13 protein-coding genes are annotated in these 15,505 nt (G+C 48.1%); 6 read left to right on the top strand and 7 right to left on the bottom strand.

What is annotated here, in order from left to right:
* Positions 1–71 precede the first annotated feature (71 nt).
* Complete coding sequence (locus tag MKX30_RS26205; RefSeq protein ID WP_028542587.1) at positions 72–536, top strand: hypothetical protein; 465 nt, start codon at positions 72–74, stop codon at positions 534–536.
* 146 nt (positions 537–682) lie between these two features.
* Here MKX30_RS26205 and MKX30_RS26200 read toward each other — a convergent pair whose 3' ends face one another.
* Positions 683–2,740, bottom strand: a complete 2,058-nt coding sequence (locus MKX30_RS26200; protein ID WP_103744921.1) for a transglycosylase domain-containing protein — start codon at positions 2,738–2,740, stop codon at positions 683–685.
* A 282-nt stretch (positions 2,741–3,022) separates the two neighbouring features.
* Between MKX30_RS26200 and speE the strand changes: the two genes are divergently transcribed.
* On the top strand, positions 3,023–3,850 hold the full coding sequence (gene speE, locus MKX30_RS26195) for a polyamine aminopropyltransferase (protein ID WP_053324352.1): 828 nt from the start codon (positions 3,023–3,025) through the stop codon (positions 3,848–3,850).
* Between the two features lie 269 nt (positions 3,851–4,119).
* Positions 4,120–5,412 carry an MFS transporter gene (locus MKX30_RS26190; protein ID WP_209940751.1) on the top strand — a complete coding sequence of 431 codons (1,293 nt, stop codon included), beginning with the start codon at positions 4,120–4,122 and terminating at the stop codon, positions 5,410–5,412.
* Positions 5,413–5,626: 214 nt separating this feature from the next.
* Here the strand turns inward: MKX30_RS26190 and MKX30_RS26185 are convergent, their stop codons facing one another.
* The 4 genes from MKX30_RS26185 to MKX30_RS26170 form a co-directional block, all read right to left on the bottom strand.
* Positions 5,627–6,208 (bottom strand): LOG family protein, encoded by a 582-nt coding sequence (locus MKX30_RS26185; RefSeq protein WP_254349278.1) that lies wholly within the window; start codon positions 6,206–6,208, stop codon positions 5,627–5,629.
* A 13-nt stretch (positions 6,209–6,221) separates the two neighbouring features.
* A complete protein-coding gene (locus tag MKX30_RS26180) occupies positions 6,222–6,536 on the bottom strand; it encodes a MazG nucleotide pyrophosphohydrolase domain-containing protein (protein ID WP_025718465.1) in 315 nt (104 codons plus the stop codon).
* A gap of 210 nt (positions 6,537–6,746) precedes the next feature.
* Positions 6,747–8,486: an ABC transporter ATP-binding protein gene (locus MKX30_RS26175; protein ID WP_076161135.1), complete on the bottom strand. Its 1,740-nt coding sequence runs from the start codon at positions 8,484–8,486 to the stop codon at positions 6,747–6,749.
* Positions 8,483–10,237, bottom strand: coding sequence for an ABC transporter ATP-binding protein (locus MKX30_RS26170; protein ID WP_071559511.1), 1,755 nt, complete (start codon positions 10,235–10,237; stop codon positions 8,483–8,485). The genes MKX30_RS26175 and MKX30_RS26170 overlap by 4 nt, the downstream gene beginning before the upstream one ends.
* Before the next feature lie 153 nt (positions 10,238–10,390).
* Between MKX30_RS26170 and MKX30_RS26165 the strand changes: the two genes are divergently transcribed.
* The 3 genes from MKX30_RS26165 to argS all read left to right on the top strand — a co-directional run bounded on the left by MKX30_RS26165 (position 10,391) and on the right by argS (position 13,490).
* The gene (locus MKX30_RS26165) at positions 10,391–11,281 is read left to right on the top strand and encodes a LysR family transcriptional regulator (protein ID WP_068939376.1); all 891 of its coding nucleotides are present in this window, start codon (positions 10,391–10,393) and stop codon (positions 11,279–11,281) included.
* Between the two features lie 92 nt (positions 11,282–11,373).
* On the top strand, positions 11,374–11,808 hold the full coding sequence (locus MKX30_RS26160; RefSeq protein ID WP_013308207.1) for a DUF1934 domain-containing protein: 435 nt from the start codon (positions 11,374–11,376) through the stop codon (positions 11,806–11,808).
* Positions 11,809–11,810: 2 nt separating this feature from the next.
* Positions 11,811–13,490: an arginine--tRNA ligase gene (argS, locus tag MKX30_RS26155; protein WP_028542578.1), complete on the top strand. Its 1,680-nt coding sequence runs from the start codon at positions 11,811–11,813 to the stop codon at positions 13,488–13,490.
* A 111-nt stretch (positions 13,491–13,601) separates the two neighbouring features.
* On the opposite strand, the gene MKX30_RS26150 is transcribed toward argS, so the two are convergent.
* Together MKX30_RS26150 and MKX30_RS26145 are read right to left on the bottom strand one after the other, a co-directional pair.
* Positions 13,602–14,462, bottom strand: coding sequence for a hypothetical protein (locus MKX30_RS26150; protein WP_339201236.1), 861 nt, complete (start codon positions 14,460–14,462; stop codon positions 13,602–13,604).
* Positions 14,463–14,588: 126 nt separating this feature from the next.
* Positions 14,589–15,482, bottom strand: coding sequence for a LysR family transcriptional regulator (locus MKX30_RS26145; protein WP_075153535.1), 894 nt, complete (start codon positions 15,480–15,482; stop codon positions 14,589–14,591).
* Positions 15,483–15,505 lie beyond the last annotated feature (23 nt).

The raw sequence follows: 15,505 nt of genomic DNA, 5'->3' as shown, positions 1-15,505 counted from the left end.
GGGATTCGCCCAGTCCGCGGGCTGATGTCCCGCATAGGATACATCAGCCTAGAACACAAGGAGTGAAACACATGTCTTTACTGCCACAAGTTCCTTTCGGAACGCAACCGGGTACTCCGGGTCCATTCACGCCGTCAGGTCCTTCGATTCCACAATTTCCTGATATGCAGGATTCCTTCCCATCTCCGATAGGTCCGCCACCAGGCCCAGGGCCATTTTCGCCACAGCCGTTCTCACCGCCGCCGCAGGGGCCATTCGGTCCGCAAGGTGGGCAGCAAACTCAAGCACCAACTTCCCCACCACCGCAATTTACGCCACCGAAGCCGCTGGTTTCGGCGTATGCGGTTGACCCTGGAGCCATTTTCGGTTGTTTGTTCCGCAACACGTTTGTATGGCTGACGAACGGGGAGCGTTTCTGGATGTACCCTGTCTTTGTAGGCAGGACATCCGTAGCGGGTTTCCGGTGGAGTGGTCGTTTTTGGTTTTATTACGGTGTAGACACTAACCGTATTGAGTCGTTTAGCTGTTATTGGTAATCGCGCAGCTTTAGGGAAGAGCGGGGCTTAACGGGATGATGGCTGATGGCACTGGCAAGAGAGGTAAATGGGTAAATGAGGTAAGTGAAGCGAAAATAAAAAGACTGAGAGAGCGCTCATCGCGTTCTCCCAGTCTTTTTTTGCTATTAATCCATCCACCAACGCTTAAAATTGCCCCACCACGATTTCTTTTCGGCTTGTCGCTCCGCTTGGTCAGTTGGCGTTGCTGCCGGTGGGTTATCTTGCCCCGACAGCGTATCCTTTGGCTCCGTGCCGCTGACGAATACCTCCAGCCGCTTGTCCGGGCTGTCCGATGCAGCCAGCTTGCCGCTGGCCGGATCAATATAAGCGCTGACTACGCCGTCAGGGATAGGGAAGATTTTGGGCGGCACATTCTCCAGCGCTTTCTCCGTATATTGCGCAAAAATCGGAGCCGCCCGTCGGGCATCCTGTGTGCTGATGGCCTTGCCCTTGTCGTAGCCGACCCAGACAGCGGTGGACAGCTCGGGGGTAAAGCCGACCATCCACGCATCGGTGTTGGTCGTGCCGCTCTTGCCGGCGACCGGGCGCTTGATCAGCTTCGCGACCCGGTTGCCGGTGCCGCCTTCTTCAAACACGCCTTCCATGAGGCGTGTGAGGACGTAGGCGGAGGCGGGCTTCACCACCTGCACGGGCGCGGCTTGGGGCGCTTCGTACAGCGACCGCCCGGCCGCATCGGTGATGCGCAGCACTGCCACCGGAGCCACCTTTTGCCCGCCGCTGCCGATGACCGAGAAGGCCGAGGCCATCTCGAACGGGCTGACGGGCGACACGCCCAGCGCCAGCGAAGGTACGGGCTTGAGCTCGCTTGTAATGCCCATTTTGCTGGCGAGGTCCATGACCTTATCCGTTCCCACCTTCAAAATGGTGCTAACGGCATAGATATTATCGGACGCCGCAATTGCGCGCCGAAGATCTATTTCACCCAAATATTTGTCTCCAAAATTTTTGGGCTTATAGGTCTTGCGATTGTTATCGTAGTGGAACAACGTCGGTCGGCTTTCGAACTTGGACGTACTCGTTAATTCGCCGGAATCCAGCGCGCTCAGATACATAATCGGCTTGAAAGCGGAGCCTGGCTGCCGGGTTGTGGCCAGCGCATGATTATATTGATTCCCGACATAGTTCGTTCCGCCGACCATGGCCTTGACATGTCCGTTGCGCGGGTCCATGGAGATTAACGCGGTTTCCAGTCCGTTGCTGCTCTTCATGCCCTCGTTTACAGCCGCCTCGGCTGCTTGCTGCATGTGCATATCCAGCGTGGTATAAATGCTCAGGCCACCATGCTCAAGCACCCCTTCGCTAATCCCAAGCTGATGAGTCGCCAGTTGGCGGACGTAATCGCGGAACCAGGGAGCGGCTTCCACTGTCCGGCGCTGGCTCTCGGGCCGCAGGGCCAGCATTTCCTCATAGGCCTTGGTGGCTTCGGCCGGAGTAATTTTGCCGGTGAGCGCCATGGAGTCCAGTACAATTTTCTGCCGATCCTTTGCATTTTTCATATGATTATACGGTGAATAGTAGGTCGGTCCTTTCGGAATACCTGCTAACAGGGCGCTTTCGGCCAAATCCAGATCCTTTGCGGATTTACCGAAATACATTTGCGAAGCTGCTTCAATGCCATAGGCGCCATGACCATAGTAAATTTCGTTCAAATACATTTGCAGCAGCTCATTCTTGGTGTACTTCATTTCAAGCTGTGCGGTATAGATGGCCTCCTTGGCCTTGCGAGTCCACGTTTTCTCATGAGATAAGTACAGATTGCGTGCAAGCTGCTGAGTCAGCGTGCTGGCCCCTTGCGACATATCCCAGCGGGTCAGATTTACGATTACCGCCCGGCCCAGACCTTTGAAATCAAAGCCGAAATGATCGTAAAATTTCCGATCTTCCACAGCCAGGGTAGCTGCAATCAAATCGGGTGAAATGTGATCAAGCTGGACCGGAATGGATTCTTTGCCTCCAGCAGAGAAAGTGGCGATGACTTGCCCTTGACTATCGAGCAGACGTGAATTCCGATCCGTATCCGCGAGCGGAAGGCTGGTCGTGTACAAATAGGCGAGCAGGATGCAGGCGGCGATGACCGTCAGAATAGTGAGAGACATCAGTCCTTGAAAGCATCGAAGCCAAAGCGGTTTACGCTTGGGGGATCGCCCGGTCGTATCGGTCATCATGCCACCTCCTTCCATAGTTGATGTTCTCAGTATAGTCAATCCGAAAGCGTCTATTCATCAGATACACACACGTGTCTATTTTAAACAAGATTAAATCTCCAAATTGCTTTTGCAGTCCATTCAGGTATCACTTATAATGCAAAAAGTGTGAAATTCCAATGCGTTTGGTACAATAAATATAGCAAACTCGGCGTTTGCGTGTTGCTGATATAAGGAAAGTCAACGTTTATGCTACCGGATTGCCGGACACATACTTTGATCAGAAAGAAGGTTGGAATGATGGACTTGTGGTTTACGGAGAAGCAGACTCCCTCTTTCGGCATTACAGCAAAAATCAAACAAACCTACGTCTCTGAGAAAACAGATTTTCAGGATCTGGCTATGATCGAGACTGAGGAATTCGGCAATATGCTTGTTCTGGATGGCATGGTGATGACAACGGTTAAGGATGAATTTGTGTATCACGAAATGGTAGCACATCCGGCCTTGAATACACATCCGAATCCGAAAAAAGTTTTGGTTGTGGGCGGTGGCGATGGCGGCGTTATTCGTGAGGTTATCAAGCACCCTGAAGTGGAGAAGGCTGTATTGGTTGAGATCGACGGTAAGGTGATTGAATATTCCAAAAAATATTTGCCTGAAATCGCAGGAAAGCTGGACGAGCCTAATGTAGAAGTGCTGGTCAATGACGGATACATGCACATTATTGAACACAAAAATGAATACGACGTCATTATGGTCGATTCGACGGAGCCGGTAGGTCCGGCAGCCCCGCTGTTTGAGCGCGGGTTTTACCAAGGTATTTTTGAAGCGTTGAAGGAAGACGGCATTTTCGTTGCGCAAACGGATAATCCTTGGTTCAAGGCAGACCTGATTCAGAAGGTCAACAAAGATGTGAAGGAAATTTTCCCGATTGTGCGTGTGTATGGTGCGAACATTCCGACCTATCCGAGCGGTCTTTGGACATTCACGTTGGGTAGTAAGAAGTATGATCCGCTCGAAGTAGACGAGACCCGAATTCCAGAGATGGACACCCGATATTACAGTCCGCGTCTACACAAAGCGGCGTTTGTATTACCTAAATTTGTGGAAGATTTAACGAAGTAAACATTTTAAGAAGCGCCTTAGTGGTCTTTATTGCCTGTTTTTGGGTGAGAAAGAGCGCTATAGGCGCTTTTTTGTGTTGGATAAGATTTGGAAAAGGCTATGAAAGCATACTGGACACCGGATTTCCTTTTAAGATAAAAGAAGGAAATTTAAGGGTGTGTGTAGAATATACAAAAAACCAGACAATTAACAGATTTGTAATATCAACAAGGGAGGTTTGGTTATGGAAATACATAAATTGGCGATGTACCAAAGAGGGGGAAACTTTTTTGATCAGACGCTCTTTTTATTACCTGTGGGGGTCTCAGACGATCTCCAACGTAGCAGATATCATCTACATGTTGAGTGTAGTGGTATTGGTGTTCAGTTCAAGTAATTCCTTAATGACGACTATTTTAATCCCGTTGTTCCGATTGTCTGCCCAAGTGCTTAGTGGGCTCGTTGCACCGATCGTCCTCGGCCGATTTCGGCTGACGCGCGTGTTGCTATTTTCCCAGTTTGGGCAGTTTGTCATTTTTACGCTGCTGCTGCTTTATTTGTGGATCGTACCGGAGCAGAGGTCGTTTCTATTTATTTTTGTGATGGTGTTTGGTATGTCTTTTCTGGATGGCTGGACAAATCCTGCGCGTAATGCGCTTGTACCCCGTTTGGCTACGGGTGAAGGGCTAATGCGGGCCAACGGCATGGTAGCGGTCAGTGATCAGGTGGTCAGGTGTGCAGGCTGGGCGTTGAGCGGAATTATTGTGGCTTGGCTGGGTTCCCTGAATACGCTTGTGATCGCATCCGGTTGTTATCTCGTAGCTGTAACTGTCACGTCCTTCGTCCGCGATCCACTGGATCAGAAGGAATTAAGTCTTGAAGCTTCGGATTCCTCAACAAATCTAGTAGAACCTGCAAAGGGAAAGGAAAAAGGCTCCCATTGGAAAGAGCTTGGGGAAGGCTGGAAAATCATTTGGCACAACCGTCGTATTCGTTCTCTGATGATCGTCGATAGTGTGGATAGTATTGGGGGAGTCTCCTGGCTCGGCGTATTTATTTTGGCGTACGTCAGTCAAGTGCTGCATCGGGATGCAAGCTGGTGGGGCTTTATGAATGCGTCCTTTTTCTCGGGCACGATCTTGGGTGGATTGATTGTCGTTGGCTTGGTCAAGCGATTGCAAAAGAACAGCTTTTTGTACATGCTCGGAGCGTTGCTGGTGTATGTACTGATTACAATTGTATTTGCGCTGAATACAATCCCCGTTGCTGCGCTTATTCTTTTTGCTGTATCAGGCTTACCTGTTCAAATGGCTGGGATTATTCGCCGCACCTTGCTGCAAACCAGTGCACCGGCAGCCCAGCTGCCCAAAGTGATGGCGGGAATTGATGTGCTTACAAATCTCGCTTTCGGTCTGTCCTTGTTATTTATGGGCTGGTATGCAGACCGTTTCGGTATGGTACAGGTGTATTTGTTGGCCGCGGCTATGACGACCATTGCTATCTTGATCGGCTGGTTGTATCGCAGGGATTTTCAGGAAAGTGAGCAAATGGACCATCCAACCGCTACGGGCGCTGGGATTTAAAATTGGGGTTCTCGTTAGGCGTGACATCATTCATTGGATGACTACATAATTAAATGCAGTTGTAAAAGTGAACGTGACGATTGGGGAGAATAAAAGCCTGCAATTCTCCTCAATTTTACAGGAACACCACTGGAATAACGTTGACGGTGGTGTTCCTTTTATAACTATTAAATTAATTGGTATATCTGTTGAGCAGTATGTGCCATTTCTAATGTCAGGTCCGTTTGCTTTTGAGATATGTTTTGACGGCAGGAGGAGTGTAATTTGTAAATTGCCGTAGGATTCCTTGCGGAGTGGTATCCGTAATTACCATCGCACGATATTTTTCCTGCATAAATTGTTCCTCAGCCATACGATCGAACAAGGTAATAAGAGGATCGTAATAATGGTTAATGTTTAAAAGACCGCATGGCTTTTCATGCAAGCCTAATTGCGCCCATGTGAAGATTTCAAAGTATTCTTCCATTGTACCTGGGCCACCTGGTAAAACAATGAATCCATCCGCAATCTCTGCCATTTTAGATTTTCGTTCGTGCATGGAATCAACAATGATTAATTCGCTCAGGCCATTATGTGCAATTTCACGGCTTTGCAAAAAGTGAGGGAGCACACCGATGACGCGACCTCCTGCATGAAGTGCAGCGTCAGCCACTGCACCCATTAAACCAACACTTGCTCCTCCATAAACCAGGCTTATTTCCTGTTCGGCAAGTGTCTTGCCCAGAGCAACAGCATGCTCTCGATAAATCTCAGACGCTCCATTACTGGAACCGCAAAAAACAGCAATGCTTTTCATATGAGATTCTCCTTTATGTATATCTTTTTGCAAGTTTTTGCTGGTGTGTTCGAAATATATCCTCCAAGGTGATGTCATACTTGTTGGCGATCACGATGAGATTACCCAGTACGTCTCCAAGTTCTTCAGTTAAATGGTCCTTGTTCTCCTCGAATGAACCATCGATCTCATCAGGCCGGTCTCTGCCGATCTCCAGGGCGCGAATAGCTCTCGCAACCTCCCCGGTTTCCTCTGCCAAGAAACCAATTCGGACAAAGATATCCAAATCAGACCAGTTTCTCTCCTGATAATATTGCTTGACCCACTTTTGAAATTCATTAATATCCATATTCAGCCTCCCAACTGGAACCCATGCATAGGTGTTGGCTATACACAAACCATAAGGTTTAGATGAAACAGAAACATTTGTTCGTGTTTTATTATATAATATAAGAGGCGAATTTATCAAAGAAAAATTTAAAAAGCCGTTTGCTTAAAAAGCAACCGACTTTTTAAAAGAACGTTGACCTTAATGATGCGACCGTATCCGGTCAGTCTTTTAAGCCGTAGTGAACTGGCTGTTATAGAGCGAGGCATAATGGCCGCCGCTGGCAAGAAGTCCCTCATGGGTACCACTTTCGACGACATCGCCGTTTTTCATGTATAAAATTAAATCCGCTTCGCGGATGGTCGATAGTCTGTGGGCGATCACAAAGCTGGTGCGTCCGGCAATCATTTTCATAAATGCTTTTTGGATACGCGCTTCTGTCAGGGTGTCTATGCTGCTGGTCGCTTCATCCAGAATCAGCATAGGTGGATCGACCAGGATCACCCTCGCGATAGTGAGCAGCTGCTTTTGGCCTTGCGACAGGCTATCGCCCGATCCGCTGATGACCGTATCGTAGCCATGAGGCAGTCGTTTGATGAAGCTATGCGCATTGGCAGCTGTTGCAGCCGCGATGACTTCTTCGTCTGTAGCCTCCGGCTTCCCGTAAGCGATATTGTCCCGAATGGTCCCGCTGAACAGCCAAGTATCTTGAAGTACCATACCAAAGTTAGTCCGCAGGCTGTCCCGGCTCATGTCGTTGATATTCATTCCGTCGATGGATATCGAGCCGCTGTCCACATCGTAAAACCGCATGAGCAGATTGACGAGTGTGGTTTTACCAGCTCCGGTCTGCCCGACAATGGCCACACGAGTGCCTGGCTTAACCTCCAGACTAAAGTTCGTAATGAGCGTACGTTCAGGATTATAGGAGAATTTGACATGATCAAAAAGAATCGTGCCTTTGCTGCGCTCCAGCTGTACGGCGTTCGATTTTTCCGACTGCTCTGGCGGTGAGTCTAAAATCGAAAATATGCGTTGAGCAGAAGCCGTAGCTGCCTGGAACTGGGTCAGCACACCCGTAATTTCATTAAAGGGCTTGGCGAACAAATTGGTATAAATTAGAAAGCTCGACAATCCGCCTACCGAGATCACGCCCAAAATGATGGAGATACAGCCAATCATGGCGGTGACTGAAAAAGTCATGTTGTTCACCAATCGGGTGGAGGGGTTGGACAATGATCCGTAAAACTGCGATTTCACCCCGGCTTGATACAATTGTTCGTTTCTGGCGGAAAATTCCTCAAGCGAGCGGTTTTCATAATGAAAAGCGGTAACTACCCGTTGTCCGCCGATCATTTCTTCGACGTAACCGTTCAGGCTTCCTAAAATTTTGGCCTGTTCGCGGAACATACGCTGCGACCTTGTAGTAATGAACCGTGCCACGCCATATGTGATCGGGGCAGACACCAATACGACCAACGTCATGATCGGACTGATATACAGCATGAGTACAATGGAGCCTATAATTGTAATAATCCCGGTAATCAATGTGGAAAATCCTTGTAGCAATCCATCCGACACAGCATCCATATCGTTCACAAAACGGCTAATGCTGTCTCCTTGTGGATGAGTGTCATGAAAGCTTAACGGAAGGATATTAAAATGATCAAATAATTCCCGCCGCATATCATTTACAGTCTGAAAAGCAATCCGGTTCGTCAAATACGTGAGCAGCCAGCTAAATAGACTTCCTACTACATATACAAGGCCTAATCCAGCTAGAATCTGCGCAATACCTTTAAAATCCACTGCTCCCTTATCCACCATGTGGTCGATAGCTTGACCAATCATGTAGGGTCCGATCAGACTGGCAAGCACGCTGAGAAACGCACTGACGATGACCCAAAATGTTGTTGTTTTATATTGACCCACATAGGTTAACAATCTTCTCCAGGTTTCCTTGCCACTCATTGGTCTACCTCCTGCGTTGAGAGCTGGGAATGATTAATTTCCTGATACACATCTGAGCTGCTCATCAACTGTTCATGTGTGCCGATACCGACAATCCGCCCCTCATCAAACACAATTATTTTATCAGCATGCTGTACGCTGCTTACTCGTTGCGAGACCAACAGGACGGTCATACTGGTGCTATTTTCCCGTAGCGATTTACGGAGGGCGGCATCGGTAGCAAAATCAAGTGCGCTTGAGGAGTCATCCAAAATGAGAATTTGTGGATTGCCGACAATAGCTCTGGCAATGGTAAGTCGCTGCTTTTGTCCTCCCGACAGATTAAGCCCCCCTCGGGTGATCGGAGCATCGAATTTCTCCGGCAAGTTGGAAATGAACTCATCTGCTTGCGCGATTGCTGCAGCTTGAGCGACTTCCTCATCGGTGGCGTGTTCATGCCCCCAACGGATATTATCCGCTATAGTTCCAGTGAACAGCAGCGCCTTCTGAGGAACAATACCGATTTTCTGCCGCAATTGCTCAAGCTTATACTGCCGTACGTCAATGCCATCAACCTCTATACGACCTTCTACTACATCATAGAAGCGGGGAATGAGATTCACAAAGGTGGATTTCCCCGAACCTGTTCCTCCGATGATGCCGACCGTTTCACCGGGATAGATGTTTACCACTACATCGCTAAGCGCCAGTTGCCCTGTCGTATTGTATCCAAAGGAAACATGATCAAAAGAGATGGCTGGTACAGCGCCATGCTCAGTTGTTCCCTCCCTGTCTATAGGTGTAGAAGTAGCAGCAGTGTCGGAAATCGAAGCTTGCGTGTCTAGGACCTCCTGAATCCGCGCTGCTGAAGTGGCAGCCTTGGTGAACAAAATAATTAAATTGGTCACCACAATCAGAGCCAGTAAAATTTGCGTAATGTAATTAATAAAGGCAATAATCTCCCCTTGTGTAAGAGATCCATATTGGATATGGATGCCGCCGATCCACAGGATTGCAATAATAGCTCCGTTCACCACCAGCAAGGTGGCAGGGCTTAGCAAAGCAGAAATACGTCCGACACGAATAGCGGTCTGAGTCAGGTCATCTGAAGCAGTGTTGAATTTAACTCGTTCAGCTCCTCTTTTGGCAAATGCGCGTATGACCCGTACGCCTGTAAGATTTTCGCTTAGCACCAGGGCGATTTTATCCAATTTTTTCTGATACCGACGATACAGTGGTGAAGCCTTCGTAATGACCACATATAGGATCAAAGCCAGAACTGGTGTAGCCGCCAACAGCACCAAAGCCAGGCGGAAATCCAGAATCATTGACATGATAATAGCCCCGATACAAATAAAAGGGGCACGAATGACCAGACGAATCAGCATTGCTACAGCCGTTTGGAGCTGATTGACATCATTCGTAATCCGGTTAATGAGCGAGGGCGTACCGAACTTATCGAGATCAGCATAAGAAAACGATGAAATATGCTTAAACATCGTATTGCGCAGCGTAGTTCCGAATCCTTGAGAGGCACGGGCTGCGTAAAACTGACACACTAATGAACTGCCAAAGCCCAGTATAGTCATGAGTAACATCAAAAGACCCATCTGCCAAACATAATGGGTGTCTCCTTTACCTACGCCATGATTGATCATTAAAGCAACCATAGTAGGCAGCAATAGTTCCAAGATGGCCTCAATCAATTTAAACAGAGGTCCAAGAATCGTTTCCTTTTTATAAGGTTTCAAAAAAACAGCAAATTTCAGCAAATAAACCATCACCTAACCTAAATAATGTATATAGCCTCATGCCGCAATAGCATAACTGAATTTGATTATGGCACATCCCCAACCATATGAATAATATTTAATATATATTAGAGGTATAGGTTTTACATATATCAGTACCGGAGGTCCATAAGGATGGAATTGAGACATCTCAAGTATTTTTTGGCGATCGCAGAGGCCGGACAGATTACAGCGGCAGCCAAAAAGCTGCAAATCGCGCAGCCTCCTTTAAGTCAGCAGCTCATGCAGCTAGAGGAAGAGCTTGGTGTAAAGCTCGTGCATCGAGGCTCACGAAGTATCCAGTTGACGGAGGCCGGCATCATTTTACAGAACAGGGCCAAGCAGATCTTGGAGCTGACAGATGCCACAACGAGAGAAATAAACGATTTTGCCTTGGGGATGAAGGGGACGCTCACCATTGGAACGGTCTCCTCTTCCGGCGCAGCCCTGATGAAAGACAGGCTTTCCGAATTTCATAAAACCTATGCGGGTGTAAAATTCGAAATTCATGAGGGAAATACCTTCATGATTCTTGATCTTTTGAACAAAGGAATTGTAGAGGTCGGTATCGTCAGAACCCCTTTTAATACCACCGATTTAGGGTGCAGATATGCGTCCTCCGAGCCGATGATAGCAGTGATGACAGAAGAACATGACTGGAACCCCGAACAGAAGACCATCCCGTTGTCTGATTTGAAAAACAGGCCGCTCATCGTATATCGCCGCTTTGAACAATTGATCCACGATACCTGTATGAAGCATGGCTTTGAGCCAAATTTCTTTTGCAAAAACGATGATGCCCGCACCACGCTTCACTGGGCTAATGAAGGACTGGGGATCGGTATGATTTCGCGGTCTGCGTTGTCACTCGGAAGCAATAACCAGTTAATCATTAAGGAAATTATGTGTGAAGAATTGCATACGCGTGTGGCAGCTGTCTGGCTGAAGGATAAATACATGTCTTCTCTAGCCTCTCGATTCATTGAAAGTTTTAGCCAAGCATCCGATGAAGCTGACTTAAGGTAGCTAAATTTTTTGGATGAAAGCATCTTTTTGTAAAAACTCATTTGAATTGCAATCGGGAACTGGATATAGTAGTACAGTAGGATAGCAATAGAATGGAGTTTGAATACATGCCACATAATGCAAAGGTCCGAATCCGTCTTCATAGTCATCATGACGGAGAAGATGTGGTACAGGAACTTCCCGGAGAAGCGATCGTGCGTGGGAAGCATCTATATATAAGGTACGATGAGCCGCAAGAAAGTCCTGAGGGCGGTACGACACGGAACACAGTCAAAATCGGACCGGATGAGCTAAAGCTGATTCGTCATGGTGAGGTACAATCAGAGCAGTCGTTTGCGCTGGGACGCAGGTTGCCTGGATTTTACCGCTCGCCTTATTTAAACCTGAACATGTCTGCGCATACGCAGAAGCTCGATATTCGGATGGATGGATTCACCGGACATGTGAGCTGGACCTATGATCTGTACGTATTTGAGGATTTCTCGGGGCATTTTGCCATCAGTTTGCATATACAGGAGGAGCAATAATCATGACAAGCAATCCACTGGAACTTATTAATCAAAAGGTGACCTCAGCAATTGAGGCGGCGGTGCTGGCTACCGGAATCGTGAGCCGCGAAGAGTTGCCGACCATTACGCTGGAGGTACCGAAGGACAAGTCACACGGTGATTTGGCCACCAACGCCGCGATGCAGCTCACTCGCATTGCGAAGAAGAACCCACGGCAAATTGCTGAAGATTTGATCGCGAATATGGATTTAGCTTCTGCTTCTATTGAAAGTGCGGAAATCGCTGGACCGGGCTTTATTAACTTCCGCCTGAACAAGAGCTACCTTTATGCTGTTATTGGACAGGTGCAGGAGCAGGGGGCAGATTACGGGCGTATACAGGAAGGTGCGGGCAAAAAGGTGCAAATCGAGTTTGTCAGCGCCAATCCGACGGGTAGCCTTCACTTAGGTCATGCACGTGGTGCAGCCGTAGGGGATGCTCTTTGCAACGTGCTTGATTTTGCTGGATACAAAGTAACTCGTGAATACTACATTAATGATGCGGGTAACCAGATTTACAACATGAGCCGTTCTATTGAAGCGCGTTATTTGCAGGAGCTGGGACAGCCTGCGGAGATGCCCGAGGATGGTTACCATGGTGAGGATATCATCGGGTTTGCCAAGGAACTGGTGGCCGAAAAGGGAGATTCTCTGTTGTCTATGGAACCGGGAGATCGCGCTGCTTATTTCCGTGACTACGGTCTGGAAAAGGAACTGAACAAGATCAAGCGCGATCTGGAACTGTTCCGTGTACCTTTTGACTCCTGGTTTAGCGAAACGTCGTTGTATGAAAACGGTGAAGTGCTTAAAGCGCTGAATGAGCTGCGTGACCGTGAGGAGATCTACGAGAAGGACGGAGCTACATGGCTGAATACGACCAAGTACGGCGACGATAAAGACCGCGTCTTGATCAAAAATGACGGTACATACACGTACCTGACCCCGGATATTGCTTACCATCGCGATAAATATGCTCGTGGGTATGACACGATCATCAACATTTGGGGAGCGGATCACCACGGCTACATTCCACGGATGAAGGCAGCAATGGAAGCACTGGGCAATGACCCGGATAAGCTTAAAGTGCTGATTGCCCAAATGGTCAGCTTGTTCCAAAATGGGGAAAAAGTAAAAATGTCCAAACGTACCGGCAAGGCCGTGACGATGGAAGATCTGATGGAAGAAGTGGGTGTAGACGCGATCCGTTACTTCTTCACTATGCGCAGCATGGATTCGCACCTGGATTTTGACATGGATTTGGCGATTTCTACCTCCAATGAGAATCCAGTATTCTACGTGCAATATGCGCACGCACGTGCATGCAGCGTATATCGTCAAGCCGAAGAGCAAGGTATTGCTGTGCTGCCGTTGGCAGAAGTTGACTTGTCCAAGCTGACGGCTGAGCATGAATACGATCTGTTACGCAAAATCGGCGAGCTGCCGGAAGAAGTATCGGTGGCGGCTGCAAACTTTGCACCACACCGTATGATTCGCTATGTCTACGAGCTGGCTTCATTGTTCCACAGCTACTACAAGGCAGAGCGCGTCATCACAGAGGATGCCGCTCAAACGCAGGCACGCTTGGCGTTGTTTGGTGCGGTGCGTACTACCATTGCCAACGTACTGAAGCTGGTGGGCGTGTCTGCACCGGAACGTATGTAAGCAAGCAACTTTGACATCATGACTTCGTAGTCATATAAATAATAATAAAAGGAACCGTTCGTATCACCCTCAACAGGGTGGCGCCTCGGTTCCTTTTTATGTTGGATTAGCTTAGTAGCGTTCCAGTACCAAATTCGTTTTCAGGGAATCGGCGGGAACCAGCCATCCTTTGGATTGCAGCAGGTTCATCAGCTTGGTGCGGTTGCTGGCGGCAACACTGTAATCCGAGGTTTTGAAGGAGATTTCGATAATATTTTCTGTACCTGATCCGTTTGCGCTGCGAATAGGCCATATTTCAACGTCGGTATCCAATCCCTGAAAGCTACCCTCGTATTTACTGACCTGTACAGGACCGCGTACTCTGGAGTTTGCTAAGGTTTGTTTACCCCAATTGCTGTTTTTCCAGTTTTGCAGCTTGCCCGGAAGATTATCCTGCAATTGCTTTAATGCTTGATCTGGGGAAGGCAGAGCCAATCCTTTGGAGGCGTTTGTCTTCTTATCATTGGAAAAGCTTAGTGTTTGCTTGCTGTATCCCCAATCCACCTCAGCCTCATAATTATCATCAGATGCACTGAACCCATCTTTATTCGCTTGGGTGAGCGCCGCGTCGATATTTCCATTTGTGACCGTATAGCGCTTTTTGTAGGTTAATTCATAATTCTTTTTGTCCTCTTTTTTACGAAATCTCACGTTCCAGCCCTCGTCATTCAATTGCAATGAATTTGTATCAAAATACTCGACGCTCAATCGTTGTGCATCTTCGCTAATTTGAAACTCGTTCACGATGCCACTTTTTAATGAGCCATCCGCATTGAGGACCTGAGCCGTATCCAGTAGCAGCTTCACCTCATAGCTTGGTGTGGCATTGGCGGCAGCTTGTACCGGCTCTGCTCCTTTCCATCCTGTTACGAGCAGCACTGCACTTAGAGTTACTACCGACATCAATTTGGTGATACGAAGGCCTGTTTTCATTTCATCCTCTCCTGTTCGTCCGAATAGGTTACACGCTACACTTTACGGGTGTATTGTCAGTCGTATGTCAAAGCAAGAGGGTACTCCGGTTAAAAAATTACATAATTTCTATATGACAGGTAAGATTTAATCTTGGTTCCATGAACAATATTCGGTGAATCTGTGAATGAGCGCCGAGCGATGGCGGTCTTTGTTGCTGACCATATAGATGTACCGCTCAACAGACTGCCCCGGAATAGGTCTTACAACCAGTAAGCCCCGCTCAACCTCTGACTGAACGGCAATGCGAGAGACAAAGGAGATGTGTTCTCCCAGCATAACCGCCTGTTTGATGGCTTCCAGTGAATCCAGCTCCAGATAGGAAGGAAGTCGCCGACTCCCACGCTCCAGCCATTTGTCGGTCACGTGGCGTGTGCTGGATTCCTTGCCATGTAATACGAAGGAGGAAGAAGCGATAAGCTCGGGTGTCAAATCGGTTTCGTTGGCGAGCGGATGAGTGGGTGAGCAGATGAGCATCAATTCATCTTCGCCCAAGGATTCGGAGAGTAGCGTTGGGGATTGAAACGGCTCTGCCGAAATGATGCCAAGGTCAATTTCGTGGCGAGCGAGCATGTCCTTGATCACGGGCGCTGTTTTCACGGACAAGGCGATGTGAATGCCCGGATGCTCACGGGCAAAGCGGTGCAGCACAGCAGGAAGCAGGTAGGTAGCGGGTACATAGCTTGCGCCAATACGTATACTTCCCCGCTGGAGCGTATCGAACTCGCGGACGACTCGCTCAGCTTCAGCAGCCAGTGCATTAATTTTAGTGGCATAGTGCAGCAGCGCATTTCCAGCATCCGTCAGGATGATTTTACCCATACGTGTGTCAAACAGCTTCACTCCGAATTCACGCTCCAGATTTTTCATATGAAAAGTAACGGTGGGTTGCTTTAGGCCAAGAAGCTCGGCGACCGTGGTAATTTTATGGTGCTTATTCAGCAGCTCTACAATATGTAACTTTAAAAGACTTAAGTTCACTTAGAATGCCTCGCTTTCAGGTT

It is taken from the genome of Paenibacillus sp. FSL P2-0173 (assembly GCF_038008045.1).
GTDB classification, from domain to species: Bacteria; Bacillota; Bacilli; order Paenibacillales; family Paenibacillaceae; genus Paenibacillus; species Paenibacillus polymyxa_B.
This window is presented reverse-complemented; position numbering and strand designations above follow the sequence as displayed.